Raw genomic sequence first — 15,496 nt, forward strand, 5'->3', positions numbered from 1 at the left:
GTCACGACAGGTCGGGCGGCAGATTCCTTCCGCCGTACAAGACGCGCAGCACGACGACGTCACCGCCATCCACCGTGAACACAACGCTTACACGACGCTCGAACCCGATGACGCGCATTTTCGGCCGATGCTTGGAGCGGCGTGTGCCCCGCTCGGGAAAGTCGACGAGACCCTGCAGGAAACGCTCGACGCGCGATACGTAACCGCTCGCGACCTCGTACCCCGCCCGCTGCTCGAGCCCACGCAGCAAAGAATCGAGGTCGCGACGGGCAGTCGCGGCAAGGATGAGCCTGCGCGTCATCGGCCGCCGCTGTTGCGATCGGCCCTGGCAGCGATCCTTGCCCGTAGCTCCGCGAAGACCTGATCCGCTGGAAAGAGTTCCTCCTCACCAGCGAGAACGCGATCATACACTGCGCCCGCTTCGCGTTCGATCCAATCCTCGTCCCAAATGTCGGGGACCAAGACGGACTCGAGACCTTGACGAAGTGCTTCGCTCTCGGAGCTGATCTCGCCGGCAGCGACCCTCTCGCGCAATTCGCGGACGAGTTCTGCCGGCAGGTCTACGATCACACGCTCGGTCGCACTCATGCTCATCCCTCCTTGCAGCGCTGACGGTAACACATGGTGCACGCGACGCATATGCAGTTTCTGCTATATGGTCAGCACGATCTTCCCCACATGCGCGCTCGAATCCATCCGCGCGTGCGCCGCGCGCACCTCCGCCAGCGCGAACGTCGAATCGATCACCGGCCGGCAGCGGCCCTGGGCGATGAGCGGCACGACCTCGCGGGCGAGCGCGGCGGCGATCTCGGCCTTCTGGGCGACCGTGCGCGGGCGCAGGGTCGAGCCGGTGTGGGTGAGGCGCTTCATCATCAGGCGGCGGAAGTCGACCTCGACCTTGGGGCTCTTCAGGAAGGCGATCTGCACGATCCGGCCGTCCACTGCGGCCGCCTCGTAGTTGCGCGGGATGTAGTCGCCCCCCACCATGTCGAGGATGAGGTCGGCGCCGCGCCCGTCGGTGAAGGCCTTCACAGCGGCGACGAAGTCCTCCTCGCGGTAGTTCACCGCGCGGTCGGCGCCGAGGTCGAGGCAGCGCGCGCATTTCTCGTCCGAGCCGGCGGTGACGATCACCCGCGCGCCGAAGGCCTTGGCGAGCTGGATCGCGGTCGTGCCGATGCCCGACGAGCCGCCGTGGACGAGGAGCGTCTCGCCCGCGGCGAGGCGACCGCGGTCGAAGACGTTCGTCCAGACCGTGAAATACGTCTCGGGGATCGCGCCGGCCTCCACCATGGAGAGGCCTGTCGGCACCGCGAGCGTGTTGTCCTCGTGGGCGAGGCAGTATTCCGCATAGCCGCCGCCCGGCACCAGCGCCATCACCGCATCGCCCTCGCGCCAGCGCTGCGCGCCCGCGCCGCGGGCGACGACGGTGCCGGCGATCTCGAGCCCGAGCACGTCCGGCGCGCCCGGGGGAGGGGGGTAGTTCCCCTCGCGCTGGATCACGTCCGGCCGATTGATGCCCGCCGCAGCGACCCGCACCAGGATCTCCCCGGGACCCGGCTCCGGCACGGGGCGATCCACGAAGGTCAGCACCTCCGGCCCGCCGCCGCCCTGCGCGATCACGGCGCGCATGGTTCGCGGGATGGTGTCGCTCTTCGTCTCGGCCACGGCTCGGCTCCCTCGTCGTCCGCCTCGTCGGGGCGAGGTGACACGCGCCCGCGCGGATTGGCAAGCCGTGCGATCGCCGCCGCGGGATTGGCCATCTGGGATGCGCCGCGTTATCATGAAGCCTCGACGTTCGGCGCGGAGGAGACGGACATGTCCATCGATCCCTTCGGCGAGGAGCTGCCCCGGCCCCGCCCCGACACGCACCTGATCGGGCAGGACCTCGCGCACCTCTCGATCGAGGAGCTCGACGAGCGTATCGCCGCGATGGAGACCGAGATCGGACGCCTGCGCGAGGCGAAGGCGAAGAAGCAGGTGTCGCGCACGGCCGCGGACGCGTTCTTCAAGCCGGCGACCTGAGCCGGGCCGGGCGCGCAGCGCCCGCGTGCATCGGCGCATGTGCCGAAATCGGTCAGGTCGCTCGCGTTTCTCGCCGCGCGTTAACCGGTCGTTAAGCTTCCTGCTTCATGAATATGGGCATCCAGTCCTTCTGGATGCGAGTGGCTCCTGTCCACTCTGTTTGACGCCTCCCTGTTGACGACTTCAGAGCCGCCTCACGGCGGCTCTTTTTTGTGCGCGCCGCTCCGCCGCCGCCCCGCGGGCTGTGGACATGCCGTCGCGGTGCCGTTCTGCCCCCGTTAACGTTAACCACATCCTAACGGGGCGCGCGGGCGCGTTCGGCGCTAGCCTTGCTCCGACGACTCGGGAAAGCCGCGCGCCGTATCGCGCCGGCACAATTCGAGACAAATTTTCGTCAGGAGGCGGCACATGAACGCGGACTTCACATTCCGGGACACCCGCGATCCCGTCGATTTCGGGCGGACCTTCGTGCACTCCGACGCGTTCCGCGCGCTGTTCCGGGACGGGATGGCGCTCGTGGAGGAGACGGCCGCCTATCTCGACGGGCAGGGGCGCGAGGAATCGCGCACCCTGCCGCGCCAGGCGGCGCTCACCTACGCCAGTGAGAGCATGCGGCTGACCACCCGCCTGATGCAGATCGCCTCGTGGCTCCTCGTCCAGCGCGCCGTCGCCGAGGGCGAGATCACGGCGGAGGAAGCGCTCAAGGAGAAGACCCGCGTGCGCCTCACCCGCCAGGAGAGCGCGAGCCCGGTCTTCGACGCCGCCGCGTTGCCGGAGCGGCTCAAGGAGCTGATCGGCACGAGCGTGCGCCTGCATGCCCGCATCGTCCATCTCGACGGCGTCATGTCCGAGGCGATCGCCGCGCCGAAGCCGGCTGCCGACAGCCCCGTCGCCATGCAGCAATGGCTGATCCGCTCGGCCTTCGGCGGCGGCTGAGGCGCGACGGCCGGGCTGCGGCGAAAGGCAGCGGAGGACGCGCGACGAAGTTCGGGTTAACCTCTCCTTCACCAAAACGAAGAGGGAGCGGTCGTCATGCGTGCATCCATCACCGTCAAGGCTTCTGCCGCCGGCGCGCTCGCGCTCGGCCTCCTCGCCGGCGGCCCCGCCGCCGCGCAGTGCATGTGGAATTCGGCCGAGCGCGACCGGACCATCGCGTCGACCGTCGACGCGCCGGTCCTGCGCACCGAGGAGGGCCGCGTCGTGCTCGCGCCGCGCACCCCCGCGCCGCGCGAGATCGTCGTCACCCGCGGCGTGCCGACGGTGACCGGCATCCGCCCGGCGCCGGTCGAGCCGCCGGCGATCTACGTGATCGAGGCGGCCGGGACCGTCCTCGTCGACCCCTCCTGACGCGCATCCGCCTCACAGCCGCCGCGTCAGCGCGTAGAGCGCGATCGCGGCGGCGTTCGAGACGTTGAGGCTCTTGATCGCGCCGGCCATGTCGAGCCGCGCGACCACGTCGCACAGCGAGCGCGTGCGCGCCCTCAGGCCCCTGCCCTCCGCGCCCAGCACGAGCAGGGCCGGCCGGCGCGCGGGCAGGCTCTCGAAGGTCGCATCGCCCTCCGAGTCGAGGCCGATGCGCAGGAAGCCGCGCGCGCCGAGCCGGTCGAGCGCGTCGCCGAGGTTCTTCACGACGACGAAGGGCACGTGCTCGAGCCCGCCCGATGCCGATTTCGCCAGGACGCCCGTCGCCGCCGGCGAATGCCGCGCCGTCGTCAGGATCGCCGTGACGCCGAAGGCGGCGGCCGTGCGCACGATGGCGCCGACGTTGTGCGGGTCCGTGATCTGGTCGAGGGCGAGCACCAGCGCGTCGTCGGGGAGCGTGTCGAGGTCGTAGCCCTCGAGCGGCTCGGCCTCGGCGTAGAGCCCCTGATGCACGGCGTCGGGGGCGACGAGCGCGTCGATCTCGGAGGGGCGCACGATCCGAGGGCTCGCGGCGACGCCCGGCAGCTCCTCGGCGAGCCGCCGCGCGGCGTTCTCCGTGGCGAGCAGGCGGTGGATCGTCCGCTTGCCGTTGCGCAGCGCCTCGGCGACGGGATGCCAGCCGTAGAGCACGACGGCGTCGTCGAGCTCGGGACGCGCCGGACGCGCGCGGGGGCCGCGGGAGCGCGCCCGTGCGCCGGCGCCGATGCGGCCGTTCGCGGCACGCGCGTGCGGCGGCTTGCCGGGGGGCTTACGGGGCGGCTTGCGATCGTCTGGCACGGCGGCGGCTCCGGTCGGGTCGTCGCCAGGGCATGCGCGCCGGGCGCGCCCGGGTCAAGGCCGCGGGGCGCGCAGAGCGTCGCCGAATGGGGCGTGCGCGCGCGATTTCGCCGTTGACACGCCTCGCCCGGGTCACCATAAGAGCCCCCACGCCACGGCCGAGGCGTCGGGCGCGGCCCGGCGCGCCGAGAGATCGGCAGCCGGAGCGAGACGGGGGAATGTCCCGAGCGGCAAAGGGGGCGGACTGTAAATCCGCTGGCTTACGCCTTCGTAGGTTCGAGTCCTACTTCCCCCACCATCGCCACGGCGCTATGATCCGAGCAGCCGGGCGGGTGTAGCTCAATGGTAGAGCAACAGCCTTCCAAGCTGATGACGAGGGTTCGATTCCCTTCACCCGCTCCAGCACTCCCAAGCCTCGCGCAACAACGGTTCCGGGCTCCCGCGAGGGGGCTCTGCGCGGTTTGCGCGGGCCGGGATACGACGTGCGAGACTACCGGGACAGCGCGCCGGCGAAGCGCGTTCGCGACTCGCCTTTCGTCGAACTCGCGGCTTTTCGTGCCGCGCGCCACCGGCGAGAACCATCGGCGAGGCCACGTTCAGAGGGGCCGCCGCATTTCTCGAGATCATCGCGTGCAGCCCTCTGCCGCCCTCTGCCGCCCTCTGCCGCCCTCTGCCGCCGTCGCACGAGGCACCCGGATGCCGAGTGATGTAGCGAATGCGCTATGCGGCTTCATGGCTCATGCGTATTGTCCTTTCGCCTCGATCGTGTTTTCGTGCGACGATTGTCGCGCGACTGGCCGGAGCCGGAATCGGTCCCGCGGGTGTTCGGGGGCGGAAATGACGACAGACGAAATTACGACAGACGAGATTACGACAGACGAGATCGCGACCGGGAAAATCGACGAGTACCGTCTCGAGCAGCTCAAGTCGCTCTCGAGCGACGTGCGGCTTCAGATCATGGATTGGTTGAGGGAGCCGTCGGTGCACTTCTCCGATCAGGTCACCGGAGATCCCGACGAGATGGGCGTTTGCGTGTCGCTCGTCGCGAAGAAGCTCGGGTTCAGCCAACCGACGACGAGCCGCCACCTACAGTTGCTCCTGCGCGCCGGTTTGGTGAAGGTCAACCGCTATCACTCCTGGTCCTTCTACTATCGGGACGAAGCCGAGATCGCGCGTTTCAGGCGGTGGATCTCGACGATCTGATCCCGTCGCCCTCGCCCGCCCGGCGCGCCGGTCCGACCCGCTAGGAGGAGCGGCGACAGGCGCTCCTCCTCGCGAAAACGCGGCCCTCGAAGAGGGTGAGCGCGACGAGCGCCATCCAGATCACGCCGAAGCAGACATAGGTCGCCACCGCTGCGACCTGGCCGTAATAGGCGTAGGACACGAGAAGCTGCGTCGTCGGGAGCACGAACTGCAGCGCGCCCATGTCGAAGGCGCCGAGCGTGCGCGCCGCGAACGCGAACATCACCAGCGGCGCGACGGAGACGAGCCCTGCCGCCGCCAGCCAGGGGAACGCGAGAACCTGGGACGCCGCCGGGGCGTGAGGGCCGAAGTCGACCCATGCGGACGCCAGCACGAGCAGGATCGACAAGGTCGTGGTCTCGACGAAGAGCCCCTCGATGGGCGACAGGGGCGTGCGCTTCTTCAGCAGCGTGTAGGCGCCCCAGGTCGCCCCGATGGTCCAGTAGACCCAGTGCTCCAGGTCCCCCGACGCCGTCACGAGGGTGACGAGGGCGAGCAGGATGACCGCGATGCAGGCGAGCCGTGGCGAGGATCGCGACTCGGAGAGGAAGAGCAGTCCCACGATCATCACGAAGACCGGGGCGAGGAGATAGCCGAGGCCGCTTTCGAGCACGGAGCCTCGCAGCGACGCCCAGATGAAGGCGCCCCAGTTGATCGCCACCAGGATCGCCGCGGCCACGTGGAGGGCCACGACGCGTCCCGTCATGCGCCGGAGCGCATCGCTCCCTCGCGAGGCGAGCCAGCCGACGAGCAGGCCGAGCAGGACCAGCGAGAAGGCGATCCGGTAGATGACGAGAGCGACGGGAGAGAGGCCGACGAACAGGTGCCAGTAGATCGACGAGGCGCACAGGATGAAGTTCGCGAGGAAGGCCATCCCGAAGGGGAGGAGATTGCGCTCCGTCATCTCAGACCCGCCGGTTCCGACCGGCCACGATCTCGCGGGAGTCGAGATGCGTCCGGCCGCCGGTCACCGAGCCGTCGAAGCGCGATAGACCGAAACAGGCGAGGTGATCGGGGATGCGGCCGCTCGCCGCCGCTTCCACGAGCCCCGCGCCCAGAGCCGGCGCGAACCCGAAGCCGTGGCCCGAGAGCCCGCCCGCGACGAACTCGTTCGGCCCGGTCCAGTCGAGGACGTCGTTCTCGTCCGTCGAGTTGGTGAAGTAGCAGCCTTTGCTGCGGATGTGGGTCAGCCGCGTACAGGTCGTCGCGCTCAGCGCCTCTCGCATATCGTCCACGAAATCCCGAGGGCTGCCGTCCTGCGCATGGCCCGGCTCGAGCGGCAGGACAGGGAAGCTGTGCCAGCCGACCTTGATCTCCCGATCTCTGGTACGCGACCCGTGGAGCACCGACTCGTCCCGGCCCGGCAGCAGGAAGACCTCGTCGAAGAGGCGCCAAGGCCCAGGAAGTAGCGGTGCGTCGCCTCGAAGACCGGCCGGCCCATGTGCGCGAGGCCGATATAGGCGCACGAAGTGTTCGATCGTTCGTCGTGCATGCCCACCTCCGATGCTAAAAAAGCTAATGCGCTAAACTATGATACTTTGCAATAGTTGTGTTCGACGCCGGTTCGACGTAGGCTGTCGTGGATCGCCGCCGCGCCTCGCCGGTCGGCTCGGTCCATACCGGCGGCCCCGGCCGCGGTGATCCTGGCCGGGTCGGGCCGGCCTCGCGGCCGCGGCCGCCGTGTCCGGCGCCGGACGCCTCCAGCGACGGTCCACCCGTCTGTTGTGCCATCTCCAAAGAGCCGGCGTTCCTCGTACGCATCCGAGAGTTGGTCGAAATCGCTTGACAGGCTGCATAATATATTGTCGTTTAGCTATATCGCTCATGAGCGTATCACATATATGCGGAGGACTTGGCCATGCCCGAGGCGTCCCCAGCCGGCGGCATCTGCCTCACCGACCGGATCGAGCGGTTCGCCGCGGACGATCCCGATCTCGTCGCCATTCGCGGTGTGGATCGCATAACATATTCTGAGTTGTGTATGGACGTGCGCCGTCTGTCCGCTGCGATGTCCGAAGCTCTGTCCGGGACCCCGGGCTCGGCGCGGCCGCGCCGCGTCGCGTTGCTGATGCCCCGCGGCGCGCGGATCTGCGCGGCCATCGTCGCCGCTCAGCGGATCGGGGCGGACTACGTGCCACTCGACCCGTCCTACCCTCGCGCGCGGCTCGCCCAGATGCTGCAGGGCTCGCAGGCGAGCGTGCTCGTCGGGACCGGGCCGGAGCTGGGCGCGTTCGGCGACATGCCGGACCATGTTCGCCCGCTGAATCTCGAGGCGCTTCCCGCCGACCTCCCCGCCCTCCCCGACGCCCAGCCCGCGCCCCGGCCCGGCGGCTACGTGATGTTCACCTCGGGCTCGACGGGTGCGCCGAAAGGCGTCCTGCAGACCGCCGCGGCGCTCGAGAACCTGGTCCTGTGGCAGGACGGACTCGGCCGCTGCGCCCGCGGCGACGTGACCGCGCAGTTCGCACCCCTGAGCTTCGACGTCTCGTTCCAGGAGATCGCGGCAACCCTGTGCTTCGGCGGCACGCTCGTGATCGTATCGGAGAGCGCGCGGCGCGACCCGCTCGAGCTGATCGCCCGTCTCGACGACCTGCGGGTCCGCCGCCTCTTCCTGCCCTTCATCGCGCTCCGGCAACTCGCCCACGCCAGCCTCCACAGGCCTAGCGCGCTGACGGCTCTGCGGGAGGTGCACACCGCAGGCGAGCAACTCGTGATCGGGGACGAGATCCGCACCATGTTCGCGCGGCTGCCGGAATGCCGCCTCTTCAACCAGTACGGGCCGACCGAGACGCATGTCGTGTCCTGCCACCGGCTGCCGGACGACCCGGCGGAGTGGGAGGCGCTTCCGCCGATCGGCACGGCGCTGCCGCGGGTGGGGCTCCACGTGCTCGGCGCGGACGGCGCACCTGCGCCGGACGGCGAGGAGGGCGAGCTCTTCGTGTCGGGGATCGCTCTGGCGGACGGATACGTGGGCCGGCCCGACCTGACGCGCGAGCGCTTCCCGGTCCTGTCGCCCGGCGGCGTCGAGACCCGCTGCTACCGAACCGGCGACATCGTCCGCAAGGACGCGGACGGCATGCTGCGCTACGTCGGGCGCGCCGACTCGCAGGTGAAGATCGACGGCTATCGCGTCGAACTCGCCGAGGTCGAGTCGGTTCTGAACGACTGCCGGGGCGTCACCGGCGCGGTGGTCCTCTACGACGCCGCCGGCGGCGCCGGTGGCGGGATCGTCGCCGCGATCACCCTCGATGTGAGCGCGGGCGACGCCTCCCCCGGCGCGGTGCTCGCCCGTGTCCGCGCCACCCTGCCGGCCTTCATGGTGCCGTCTCGCATCGAGCCGCTGAAAACTCTGCCGCTCACGCCCAGCGGGAAGGTGGATCGCAAGGCGGTGGAGCGAATCCTGCTCGAGCCGCGCGCCGCGGAGCCGGAGCCGACGGGCCGGCTCGATCACGACGTCCTGATGTTGTGGCGCCACCTGCTCGGGCGTCGGGACCTGCGCCCTCAGGACAACGTCTTCGATCACGGGGCGAAGTCGATCGACGTGATCCAGTTCCAGTTCAAGGCGCTCTCGCGGCTCGCGAGGACGGTGCCGGCCGCGCTCGTCTACGAGCACCCCCGCGCCGGCGACCTCGCACGCGCGCTCGATCCGACCCATGCGGATCGTCGGGTCGTGGCGGTCGCGCCGCCGCCGCACGTGGCGCGCACCGGCATGGCGCGCAGCAACATCGCCCGCATCCGTGCCCGCCGCGCGAGCGGCGCCTGAAAGGCGCGGCCTTCGCTCGATCGAAACGAGAAGGACTCGACATGAACCAGCACGTACCCGTCGCAGGCTGCCAGCCTGCCTCCGGAGACGAGACCGGGCTCGAGATCGCGATCGTCGGCATGGCCGGGCGCTTTCCCGGTGCAGACACCCTCGACGCGTTCTGGAGGAACATCGAAGCCGGACGCGAGAGCGTTCGGCCCCTCACGGACCTCGAGCTCGCCGAATGCGGCCGCGACGCTGCTGCGGGTCTGCACGAGAACTTCGTGCCGGCCGCCGCGCGGCTCGAGGGGATGGACCGCTTCGACGCCGATTTCTTCGACATCACGGCTCGCGAAGCGCGGCTGATGGATCCGCAGCAGCGTCTGTTCCTCGAATGCGCCTGGGAGGCGCTGGAGGACGCGGGCTACGCCGGGCGCCTCGTCGAGACGCCGACCGGCGTCGTGGCCGGCGCCGGCCCGAACATGTACTTCGCCAACAACGTGGTGACGGATCACGACTTCCGCGCCGAGGGGCTGCTCGACTCGATGGGCGGCTTCCAGGCGATGCTGGGCAACGACAAGGACTACCTGCCCACCCGCGCGGCGTTCAAGCTCGGTCTCCACGGTCCCGCGCTCAACGTGCAGACCGCCTGCTCGACGTCGCTGGTGGCCCTGCACCTCGCCTGCCGGATGCTGCAGACCGGCGAATGTGACCTCGCGCTCACCGGCGCGGCGTCGCTCGTCGTTCCAGATGGCGGCTACTTCCACCAGGACGCCATGATCCTGTCTCCCGACGGCCACTGCCGGCCGTTCGCCGCGGATGCCAACGGCACGGTCTTCGGCAGCGGCGTCGGCGTGCTGGCGTTGCGCCGGCTGGACGATGCGTGGCGCAGCGGCGACCGGATCCTGGCCGTGATCAAGGGCTCGGCGATCAACAACGACGGCGCGCAGAAGGCGAGCTTCTCGGCGCCCAGCGTTCGGGGCCAGGCCGCCGTCATCCGCAAGGCGCTCGCCGAAGCCGCGGTGCCGCTTGAGAGCATCGGCCTCATCGAGGCCCACGGCACCGGCACGAAGCTCGGCGATCCGATCGAGATCGAGGCGCTGCGCCAGGCCTTCGCCGGCCGCGACGGCGCCGCGCCGCCGATCGCGATCGGCTCGCTGAAGGCCAATGTCGGCCATCTCATCGCGGCTGCCGGCGTCGCCGGGGTGATCAAGAGCGTGCTGGCCATGCGTCATCGCACGCTGCCGCCCGCGATCAACGTCTCGCGGGTCAATCCCGAGATCGACTTCACGACGACGCCCTTCTCGCTCGACCCCCGGGCACGGCCATGGGACGGCCATCTGCCCCGGCGCGCCTGCGTTTCCTCCTTCGGGATCGGCGGGACCAACGCGCATGTCGTCCTGGAGGAAGCGCCGGGCGCCCCCACGGCGCGGCTCGACGCCGGCGCGGCGCCGCGCCGGCATACGATGACCCTCTCGGCGCGCTCGCCCGCCGCGCTCGACGCCATGATCGAGGCAACGTCACGGGTCGGCTCGCCGGCTCCGAGATGGCGACCCCGGACTACTGGGTCGACCACGTCCGCCGGCCGGTCCTGTTCCATGCCGGCCTCGAGGCGGCGGTCGAGCTGGGCGGCGACGTCTTCCTCGAGATCGGCCCGCATCCCGTGCTCGCGGGGATGGGCCGGGCCGCGCTCCAGGAGAAGGTCGCGTCTTCCGCTTGGGTCGCCAGCGCCAGGCGGCATACGTCGCGGCGAACGCGGCGATGAACAGGATCGTCGAGGCGCGCGCGGCCGAGGGCCTTCCCGCGCTCGCGGTCGCGTGGGGTCCCTGGAGCGAAGCCGGCATGGCCGCCGCCCTCGGTGACGACCTGAAGGCGCGCCTGCGCGCGCTTTGTTCGAGGACGAAGACACGAGACGGAGAACCAGACATGGCAAGACGCATCACGGCAGCCCTCTCGATTCTCGCCGCGAGCATCGTGGCTCCCGCTGCGAGCGCGCAGGAGGTCGTGCGCATCTACGACGGCGGCTGGGAAAACATCCAGATCAACGCCGCCATCGCGTCCTACGTCCTCGAGAACGCGCTGGACATCCGGACCGAGATCGTTCCGTCCGACGTCCCGGACATGCAGGAGCAGATGGCCGCGGGCACGATGCATCTCAACATGGAGATGTGGCGCTCGCTGATGAATCCCTGGGTCACGGCGCGCCTCGAGGAGGGCGAGATCCTCGATCTCGGCCCGACCTACGAGAAGGCGGTGCAGGCCTTCTTCGTGCCGACCTACGTGGTCGAGGGTGACGCCGCGCGCAATATCGAGCCGCTCGCCCCCGAGCTCCGGCGGGTCGACCAGCTCGGCGAGCTGGCGTCCGCCTTCGCGCTCGGCGAGGGTGGAGGCGAGTGGCTGAACTGTATCGAAGGCTGGGCCTGCCGCGAGCCCAATCGCGTCAAGATGGTGACCTACGGTGCCAGCGGGCATTTCGACGTCGTAGAGCCGGCGTCCGAGGCCGAGCTCAATGCCGAGATCTCGCGGCGCTACGCGAACGGCGAGCCGTTCGTCACCTACGACTGGGATCCGAGCCCGCTGCTCGGTCGGCTCGACATGACGCAGCTCGAGGAGCCCGCCTACACGCCGGCGTGCCAGGCCGCGATCGATGCCGCCGTCGAGGAATGGGAGCCGGGGCGCGGCGCCGTGCAGGCCTGTGCCTACGAGACCGTGCCGATCTCCAAGTTCGTCACGGACGAGTTCGCGCAGGCTCACCCGCGCGCTGTGGAGGTTCTGCGGCGCATGACCGTCGGCACCGAAACGGTGCGCCGGCTCGCAGGCTACATGGTCGAGAACGACCTCTCGCCGCGAGCCACCGCGCTGCACTTCTTCCAGACCCGGCCGGACCTGTGGACGTCTTGGCTCGACGATGCCGAAGTCGCGTCAATGAAGAACAGCCTCACGCCAGCAGACTGAGAGAGCCCGCAGCGAGGGAGGGGTGAACGCGCAGACGATCGGCGCCACCCCCCGGCCGCCGCGGATGCAACCCGAAAACGAGTGCTGCGCCTCGCCCGCCTGCGTGCCGAGGCGACGGCCTCGTGCGCACCCGATCTCGAGAACGCGAAGGATTGGCGATGGAGATCTCGCTCGTCTGTGGCCTCATCGGCATGTTCGGCTGGGGTATCGCCGATTTCATCCAGGCGCACGGTATTCGCTCGATCGGCACGCCGCAGGCGATGATGATTCGCAACCTGATGACCCTGATCCTGAGCCTCGCGGTCGGCGCGGTGCTGCTCGCGACCGGGGACGTCTTCTGGCCGATGGGCAACGTCGCCCTGATCTTCCTGAGCTCGGCGGTCTACGTCGTCGGCTACACCTTCTACATGCGCGGGATCGAGTTCGGGCGTCTGTCGATCGTCGAGCCCATCTCGTCCTCCTACGCGTTGATCACGCTTTTCCTCATGACGACGCTAGCCGACGAGATCGTCACCGAGGTCCAGGTCCTCGGCATATTCGTCACCGTCTTCGGAATCGTGTTCGTCGCGGGCGATCCGAGGAAGATCGTCTCCAGCGGGGATAGGACGAGCATCGTCAACGGCGGCATCGCGCTGGCCCTCTTCGGCGTCGCGTTCGCCGCCCTCGGCGCCGGGTCGCGGGGCCTGGGAGGCGTGGACGCCTTCCTGCTCTCCGCGTTCTCGCAGTCGATCCTCTTCCTGACGATGTCCTTGATGATCGGTGCCCGCTTCCGGCAGGTGCGCAAGGCGCCGTCGGGCATGCTTCGGATCTTCCTGTATCATTCCGTCATCCTGAACATCGCCTGGGTCGGATACATCTACGGCGCGGCCTACGGCAACATCTCGATCGTCACGGCGGTCAGCTCCGCCTTCGGCGGCGTCGGTGCGCTGCTCGGCATTCTGCTGTTCCGGGAGCGCCTCAGGCTCTCGCAGTACTTCGGCATCGCGATGATCGTCGCCGGCGTCGTCGTCGTCAGCGGATGAAACAGCTCTCCAGCACGAGGACCGATGATGACCAAGGAACATCGAGCGGGGACCGAGCTTCGCGACCTCCGGCAGGCGACGCCGCGCGATCGGGAGGCCTATTTCGATCGCTGGGCGTCGACCTACGACGACGACCTCGTCGCGAGGGGGTATCGCGCCCCCTGGATCGCGGCGGACGCGCTGGCCCAGCTCCTTTGCGATCGGGATCGCCCGATCCTGGACGCGGGCTGCGGCACGGGGCTCGTCGGCGAGCGCTTGAGCCGGCGAGGCTTCACGGCTCTCGTCGGGCTCGACGTGTCGCTCGACTCGCTCGCCGTCGCACAGCAGAAGGCCTGCTACGAGAGGCTGATACGCGGCGACCTCGATCGGCGCCTGGATTTCGACGATGGCGCCTTCGCGGCCGTCGTCTGCGTCGGGACACTCACGTACGTCACCGATCTCGAGGCACTGCTGCGCGAGTTCTGCCGGCTCGTGTGCGCCGACGGCTACGTCTCCTTCACCCACCGGACGGATCTCTATCACGACGGCTTCATCGCCCTCGTCGCGCGCCTCGAGGCGGAGGGGCTGTGGACCCGGATCTCGCATTCCGACCCGCAGCCCTACGTGCCCGAGCACGATTCCTTCGCCGAGGAGATCGGTATCCATTACGACGTCTATCGGGTTGGTTGAGCCGGTGCGGCCGGCGGCTTCTACGCGCCCGTGGTCGGCATCGTCTCTTTCGGGATTGGACAGCGATACAACGGCCGTTGCCGTTGCGGGGGCAACGCTCCGCCGCAACGCGTATCCGAAATTCACGAAGAACCACATGTTCTTGGTAAGCGATCCGTCACGGTGGTGACGGGCGAAACGAGACCAGCCTCAGCGTTCCCGCTGACGACGAGAATTCGATTCCCTTCACCCGCTTCGGCGGCGTGCGCTCCCAGCCTCGCCGACACGCGACGGGCCGCTTGCCCCCTCGGCCGCCTCCTGTAGTCTCGCTCCCAGGGGCGAGGCCGGCACGATGGTGAGCGCATGTCCGACGCAGGTGAAGTGACGGCCTCCGGCGAGCCGCCGGTTCGGCACGAGGACAGGGGCTCCAAGGGCCGCTACGTCGTCGTTCTCGACGGCCACGAGGCCGAGATGACCTACACGCGCGCCGGTGAGAGTCTCGTCATCATCGACCACACCGGGGTCCCCGACGCCTTGCGCGGCCGCGGGCTCGGCCTCGTCCTCGTGCGGCGCGCGGTCGAGGACGCTCGGGCGGCCGGCAGGCGGATCATCCCGCTGTGCCCGTTCGCCAAGGCGACCATCGAGCGGCATCCGGAATTCTGGGACGTGGTCGGGCGGTGACGTCGGTCATGGCTCGTCGGGGGTGATCATGGACGAACGCTGGCCGCCGCTCCCTCACGAAGCCTGGGGCGAGACCTGCACGGCGCTGCACCTCTGGTGCCAGGTGCTCGGCAAGTATCGTCTCGCGCATGCGCCTTGGGTCAATCACTCCTGGCATGCGACCCTCTACGTCACGCCCCGAGGCCTCACGACCGGAGCGGTGCCGGATCCGGCGGGTGCGATCGCATTGACGCTCGACCTGCACGATCATCTCCTCATCGCGGAGCGAGCGGGCGGCGGGCGCGAGACGATGCCGCTCGGGCCCACCAGCGTCGCGGCGTTCCTGGCCCGAACCGGCGAGATGGTGGCCGCCCTGGGCGGCCGATTTGCGATCCACGGGCGTCCGAACGAGATCCCGGACGCGGTGCCCTTCGCCGACGATCACGCGCAGCGGCCGTACGATGCCCGGGCGGTGGAGCGCTTCCACAGGGCGCTCGTGTCGATCGAGGGCGTCTTCCAGCTCTTCCGCACGGGCTTCCTCGGCAAGGTCTCGCCCGTCCATCTGTTCTGGGGCTCGTTCGATCTCGCCGTGACCCGCTTCTCCGGCCGGCGCGCGCCCGCGCATCCCGGCGGCATTCCCAACCTGCCGGACTCCGTCACGCGGGAGGCCTACAGCCACGAGGTCTGCTCCGCGGGCTTCTGGCCGGGCGGCAACGGCATGGACGCGGCGTTCTACGCCTACGCCTACCCGACGCCCGAGGGCTTCGCGCGCGCGGCGGTCGTGCCGGACGGAGCGACCTGGAACGCGACGCTCGGCGAGTTCGTCCTGCCCTACGAGGCGGTACGCGGCGCAGACGACCCGCATGCCGCACTTCTCGCCTTCCTCGACAGCACGTACGTCGCTGCCGCGCGGATCGGCGGCTGGGATCGCACGGCATTGGAGTGCGCGCGCGGGGTGCCGCGCGTTCCCCGTGCGGTCCCCGCCTGAAGCCGGGACGCCCCGACG

At 69.5% G+C, this 15,496-nt stretch carries 16 protein-coding genes, 2 tRNA genes and 1 pseudogene; 13 read left to right on the top strand and 6 right to left on the bottom strand.

Going from position 1 to position 15,496, the window contains the following annotated elements:
- Position 1: 1 nt before the first annotated feature.
- The 3 genes from AB9M23_RS03260 to AB9M23_RS03270 all read right to left on the bottom strand — a co-directional run bounded on the left by AB9M23_RS03260 (position 2) and on the right by AB9M23_RS03270 (position 1,629).
- Positions 2-301, bottom strand: a complete 300-nt coding sequence (locus tag AB9M23_RS03260; protein ID WP_372422424.1) for a type II toxin-antitoxin system RelE/ParE family toxin — start codon at positions 299-301, stop codon at positions 2-4.
- Positions 298-588, bottom strand: coding sequence for a ribbon-helix-helix domain-containing protein (locus AB9M23_RS03265; protein ID WP_372422425.1), 291 nt, complete (start codon positions 586-588; stop codon positions 298-300). Before AB9M23_RS03265 ends, AB9M23_RS03260 begins: the two co-directional genes overlap by 4 nt.
- A 63-nt stretch (positions 589-651) precedes the next feature.
- Complete coding sequence (locus AB9M23_RS03270; RefSeq protein ID WP_372422625.1) at positions 652-1,629, bottom strand: NAD(P)H-quinone oxidoreductase; 978 nt, start codon at positions 1,627-1,629, stop codon at positions 652-654.
- Between the two features lie 186 nt (positions 1,630-1,815).
- On the opposite strand from AB9M23_RS03270, the gene AB9M23_RS03275 reads away from it, so the two are divergent.
- The 3 genes from AB9M23_RS03275 to AB9M23_RS03285 all read left to right on the top strand — a co-directional run bounded on the left by AB9M23_RS03275 (position 1,816) and on the right by AB9M23_RS03285 (position 3,369).
- Entirely contained in the window at positions 1,816-2,022 is a 207-nt protein-coding gene (locus tag AB9M23_RS03275) for a DUF1192 domain-containing protein (RefSeq protein ID WP_372422427.1), read from the top strand.
- Between the two features lie 408 nt (positions 2,023-2,430).
- A complete protein-coding gene (gene rcdA / locus AB9M23_RS03280) occupies positions 2,431-2,958 on the top strand; it encodes a protease adaptor protein RcdA (RefSeq protein WP_372422429.1) in 528 nt (175 codons plus the stop codon).
- Between the two features lie 96 nt (positions 2,959-3,054).
- Positions 3,055-3,369: a hypothetical protein gene (locus AB9M23_RS03285; RefSeq protein WP_372422431.1), complete on the top strand. Its 315-nt coding sequence runs from the start codon at positions 3,055-3,057 to the stop codon at positions 3,367-3,369.
- Positions 3,370-3,381: 12 nt separating this feature from the next.
- Here AB9M23_RS03285 and AB9M23_RS03290 read toward each other — a convergent pair whose 3' ends face one another.
- The gene (locus AB9M23_RS03290) at positions 3,382-4,221 is read right to left on the bottom strand and encodes a TrmH family RNA methyltransferase (RefSeq protein ID WP_372422432.1); all 840 of its coding nucleotides are present in this window, start codon (positions 4,219-4,221) and stop codon (positions 3,382-3,384) included.
- Positions 4,222-4,433: 212 nt separating this feature from the next.
- Here AB9M23_RS03290 and AB9M23_RS03295 point away from each other — a divergent pair.
- The 3 genes from AB9M23_RS03295 (at position 4,434) to AB9M23_RS03305 (ending at position 5,424) form a co-directional block, all read left to right on the top strand.
- A tRNA-Tyr gene (locus AB9M23_RS03295) sits at positions 4,434-4,519 on the top strand.
- Between the two features lie 30 nt (positions 4,520-4,549).
- A tRNA-Gly gene (locus AB9M23_RS03300) sits at positions 4,550-4,623 on the top strand.
- Positions 4,624-5,058: 435 nt separating this feature from the next.
- Positions 5,059-5,424 (top strand): ArsR/SmtB family transcription factor, encoded by a 366-nt coding sequence (locus AB9M23_RS03305; RefSeq protein WP_372422434.1) that lies wholly within the window; start codon positions 5,059-5,061, stop codon positions 5,422-5,424.
- A gap of 40 nt (positions 5,425-5,464) precedes the next feature.
- On the opposite strand, the gene AB9M23_RS03310 is transcribed toward AB9M23_RS03305, so the two are convergent.
- Positions 5,465-6,367, bottom strand: coding sequence for an EamA family transporter (locus AB9M23_RS03310; protein WP_372422436.1), 903 nt, complete (start codon positions 6,365-6,367; stop codon positions 5,465-5,467).
- Position 6,368: 1 nt separating this feature from the next.
- Entirely contained in the window at positions 6,369-6,809 is a 441-nt protein-coding gene (locus AB9M23_RS03315) for a hypothetical protein (RefSeq protein ID WP_372422438.1), read from the bottom strand.
- A gap of 512 nt (positions 6,810-7,321) precedes the next feature.
- Here AB9M23_RS03315 and AB9M23_RS03320 point away from each other — a divergent pair.
- The 7 genes and pseudogenes from AB9M23_RS03320 to AB9M23_RS03350 all read left to right on the top strand — a co-directional run bounded on the left by AB9M23_RS03320 (position 7,322) and on the right by AB9M23_RS03350 (position 15,478).
- The gene (locus AB9M23_RS03320) at positions 7,322-9,226 is read left to right on the top strand and encodes an amino acid adenylation domain-containing protein (protein ID WP_372422440.1); all 1,905 of its coding nucleotides are present in this window, start codon (positions 7,322-7,324) and stop codon (positions 9,224-9,226) included.
- Positions 9,227-9,267: 41 nt separating this feature from the next.
- Positions 9,268-10,722, top strand: a pseudogene (locus AB9M23_RS03325) (beta-ketoacyl synthase N-terminal-like domain-containing protein); the annotation flags it as partial.
- Positions 10,723-11,131: 409 nt separating this feature from the next.
- The gene (locus tag AB9M23_RS03330; protein WP_372422626.1) at positions 11,132-12,160 is read left to right on the top strand and encodes a glycine betaine ABC transporter substrate-binding protein; all 1,029 of its coding nucleotides are present in this window, start codon (positions 11,132-11,134) and stop codon (positions 12,158-12,160) included.
- 158 nt (positions 12,161-12,318) lie between these two features.
- A complete protein-coding gene (locus tag AB9M23_RS03335) occupies positions 12,319-13,182 on the top strand; it encodes an EamA family transporter (RefSeq protein ID WP_372422442.1) in 864 nt (287 codons plus the stop codon).
- 24 nt (positions 13,183-13,206) lie between these two features.
- Positions 13,207-13,851, top strand: a complete 645-nt coding sequence (locus AB9M23_RS03340; protein ID WP_372422444.1) for a class I SAM-dependent DNA methyltransferase — start codon at positions 13,207-13,209, stop codon at positions 13,849-13,851.
- Positions 13,852-14,193: 342 nt separating this feature from the next.
- Entirely contained in the window at positions 14,194-14,511 is a 318-nt protein-coding gene (locus AB9M23_RS03345; RefSeq protein WP_372422445.1) for a GNAT family N-acetyltransferase, read from the top strand.
- A 28-nt stretch (positions 14,512-14,539) separates the two neighbouring features.
- Complete coding sequence (locus tag AB9M23_RS03350; protein WP_372422446.1) at positions 14,540-15,478, top strand: DUF5996 family protein; 939 nt, start codon at positions 14,540-14,542, stop codon at positions 15,476-15,478.
- Positions 15,479-15,496 lie beyond the last annotated feature (18 nt).

This window comes from Salinarimonas chemoclinalis (assembly GCF_041514305.1).
Classification (GTDB): Bacteria; Pseudomonadota; Alphaproteobacteria; order Rhizobiales; family Beijerinckiaceae; genus Salinarimonas; species Salinarimonas chemoclinalis.

Excerpts from the sequence above, each read along its gene's own strand:
- AB9M23_RS03265 (WP_372422425.1), bottom strand. The coding sequence starts at position 588 with ATGAGTGCGACCGAGCGTGTGATCGTAGACCTGCCGGCAGAACTCGTC.
- AB9M23_RS03335 (WP_372422442.1), top strand. The coding sequence starts at position 12,319 with ATGGAGATCTCGCTCGTCTGTGGCCTCATCGGCATGTTCGGCTGGGGT.
- AB9M23_RS03310 (WP_372422436.1), bottom strand. The coding sequence starts at position 6,367 with ATGACGGAGCGCAATCTCCTCCCCTTCGGGATGGCCTTCCTCGCGAAC.
- AB9M23_RS03340 (WP_372422444.1), top strand. The coding sequence starts at position 13,207 with ATGATGACCAAGGAACATCGAGCGGGGACCGAGCTTCGCGACCTCCGG.
- AB9M23_RS03285 (WP_372422431.1), top strand. The coding sequence starts at position 3,055 with ATGCGTGCATCCATCACCGTCAAGGCTTCTGCCGCCGGCGCGCTCGCG.
- rcdA (WP_372422429.1), top strand. The coding sequence starts at position 2,431 with ATGAACGCGGACTTCACATTCCGGGACACCCGCGATCCCGTCGATTTC.
- AB9M23_RS03330 (WP_372422626.1), top strand. The coding sequence starts at position 11,132 with ATGGCAAGACGCATCACGGCAGCCCTCTCGATTCTCGCCGCGAGCATC.
- AB9M23_RS03260 (WP_372422424.1), bottom strand. The coding sequence starts at position 301 with ATGACGCGCAGGCTCATCCTTGCCGCGACTGCCCGTCGCGACCTCGAT.
- AB9M23_RS03345 (WP_372422445.1), top strand. The coding sequence starts at position 14,194 with ATGTCCGACGCAGGTGAAGTGACGGCCTCCGGCGAGCCGCCGGTTCGG.
- AB9M23_RS03270 (WP_372422625.1), bottom strand. The coding sequence starts at position 1,629 with ATGCGCGCCGTGATCGCGCAGGGCGGCGGCGGGCCGGAGGTGCTGACC.
- AB9M23_RS03305 (WP_372422434.1), top strand. The coding sequence starts at position 5,059 with ATGACGACAGACGAAATTACGACAGACGAGATTACGACAGACGAGATC.
- AB9M23_RS03320 (WP_372422440.1), top strand. The coding sequence starts at position 7,322 with ATGCCCGAGGCGTCCCCAGCCGGCGGCATCTGCCTCACCGACCGGATC.
- AB9M23_RS03275 (WP_372422427.1), top strand. The coding sequence starts at position 1,816 with ATGTCCATCGATCCCTTCGGCGAGGAGCTGCCCCGGCCCCGCCCCGAC.
- AB9M23_RS03350 (WP_372422446.1), top strand. The coding sequence starts at position 14,540 with ATGGACGAACGCTGGCCGCCGCTCCCTCACGAAGCCTGGGGCGAGACC.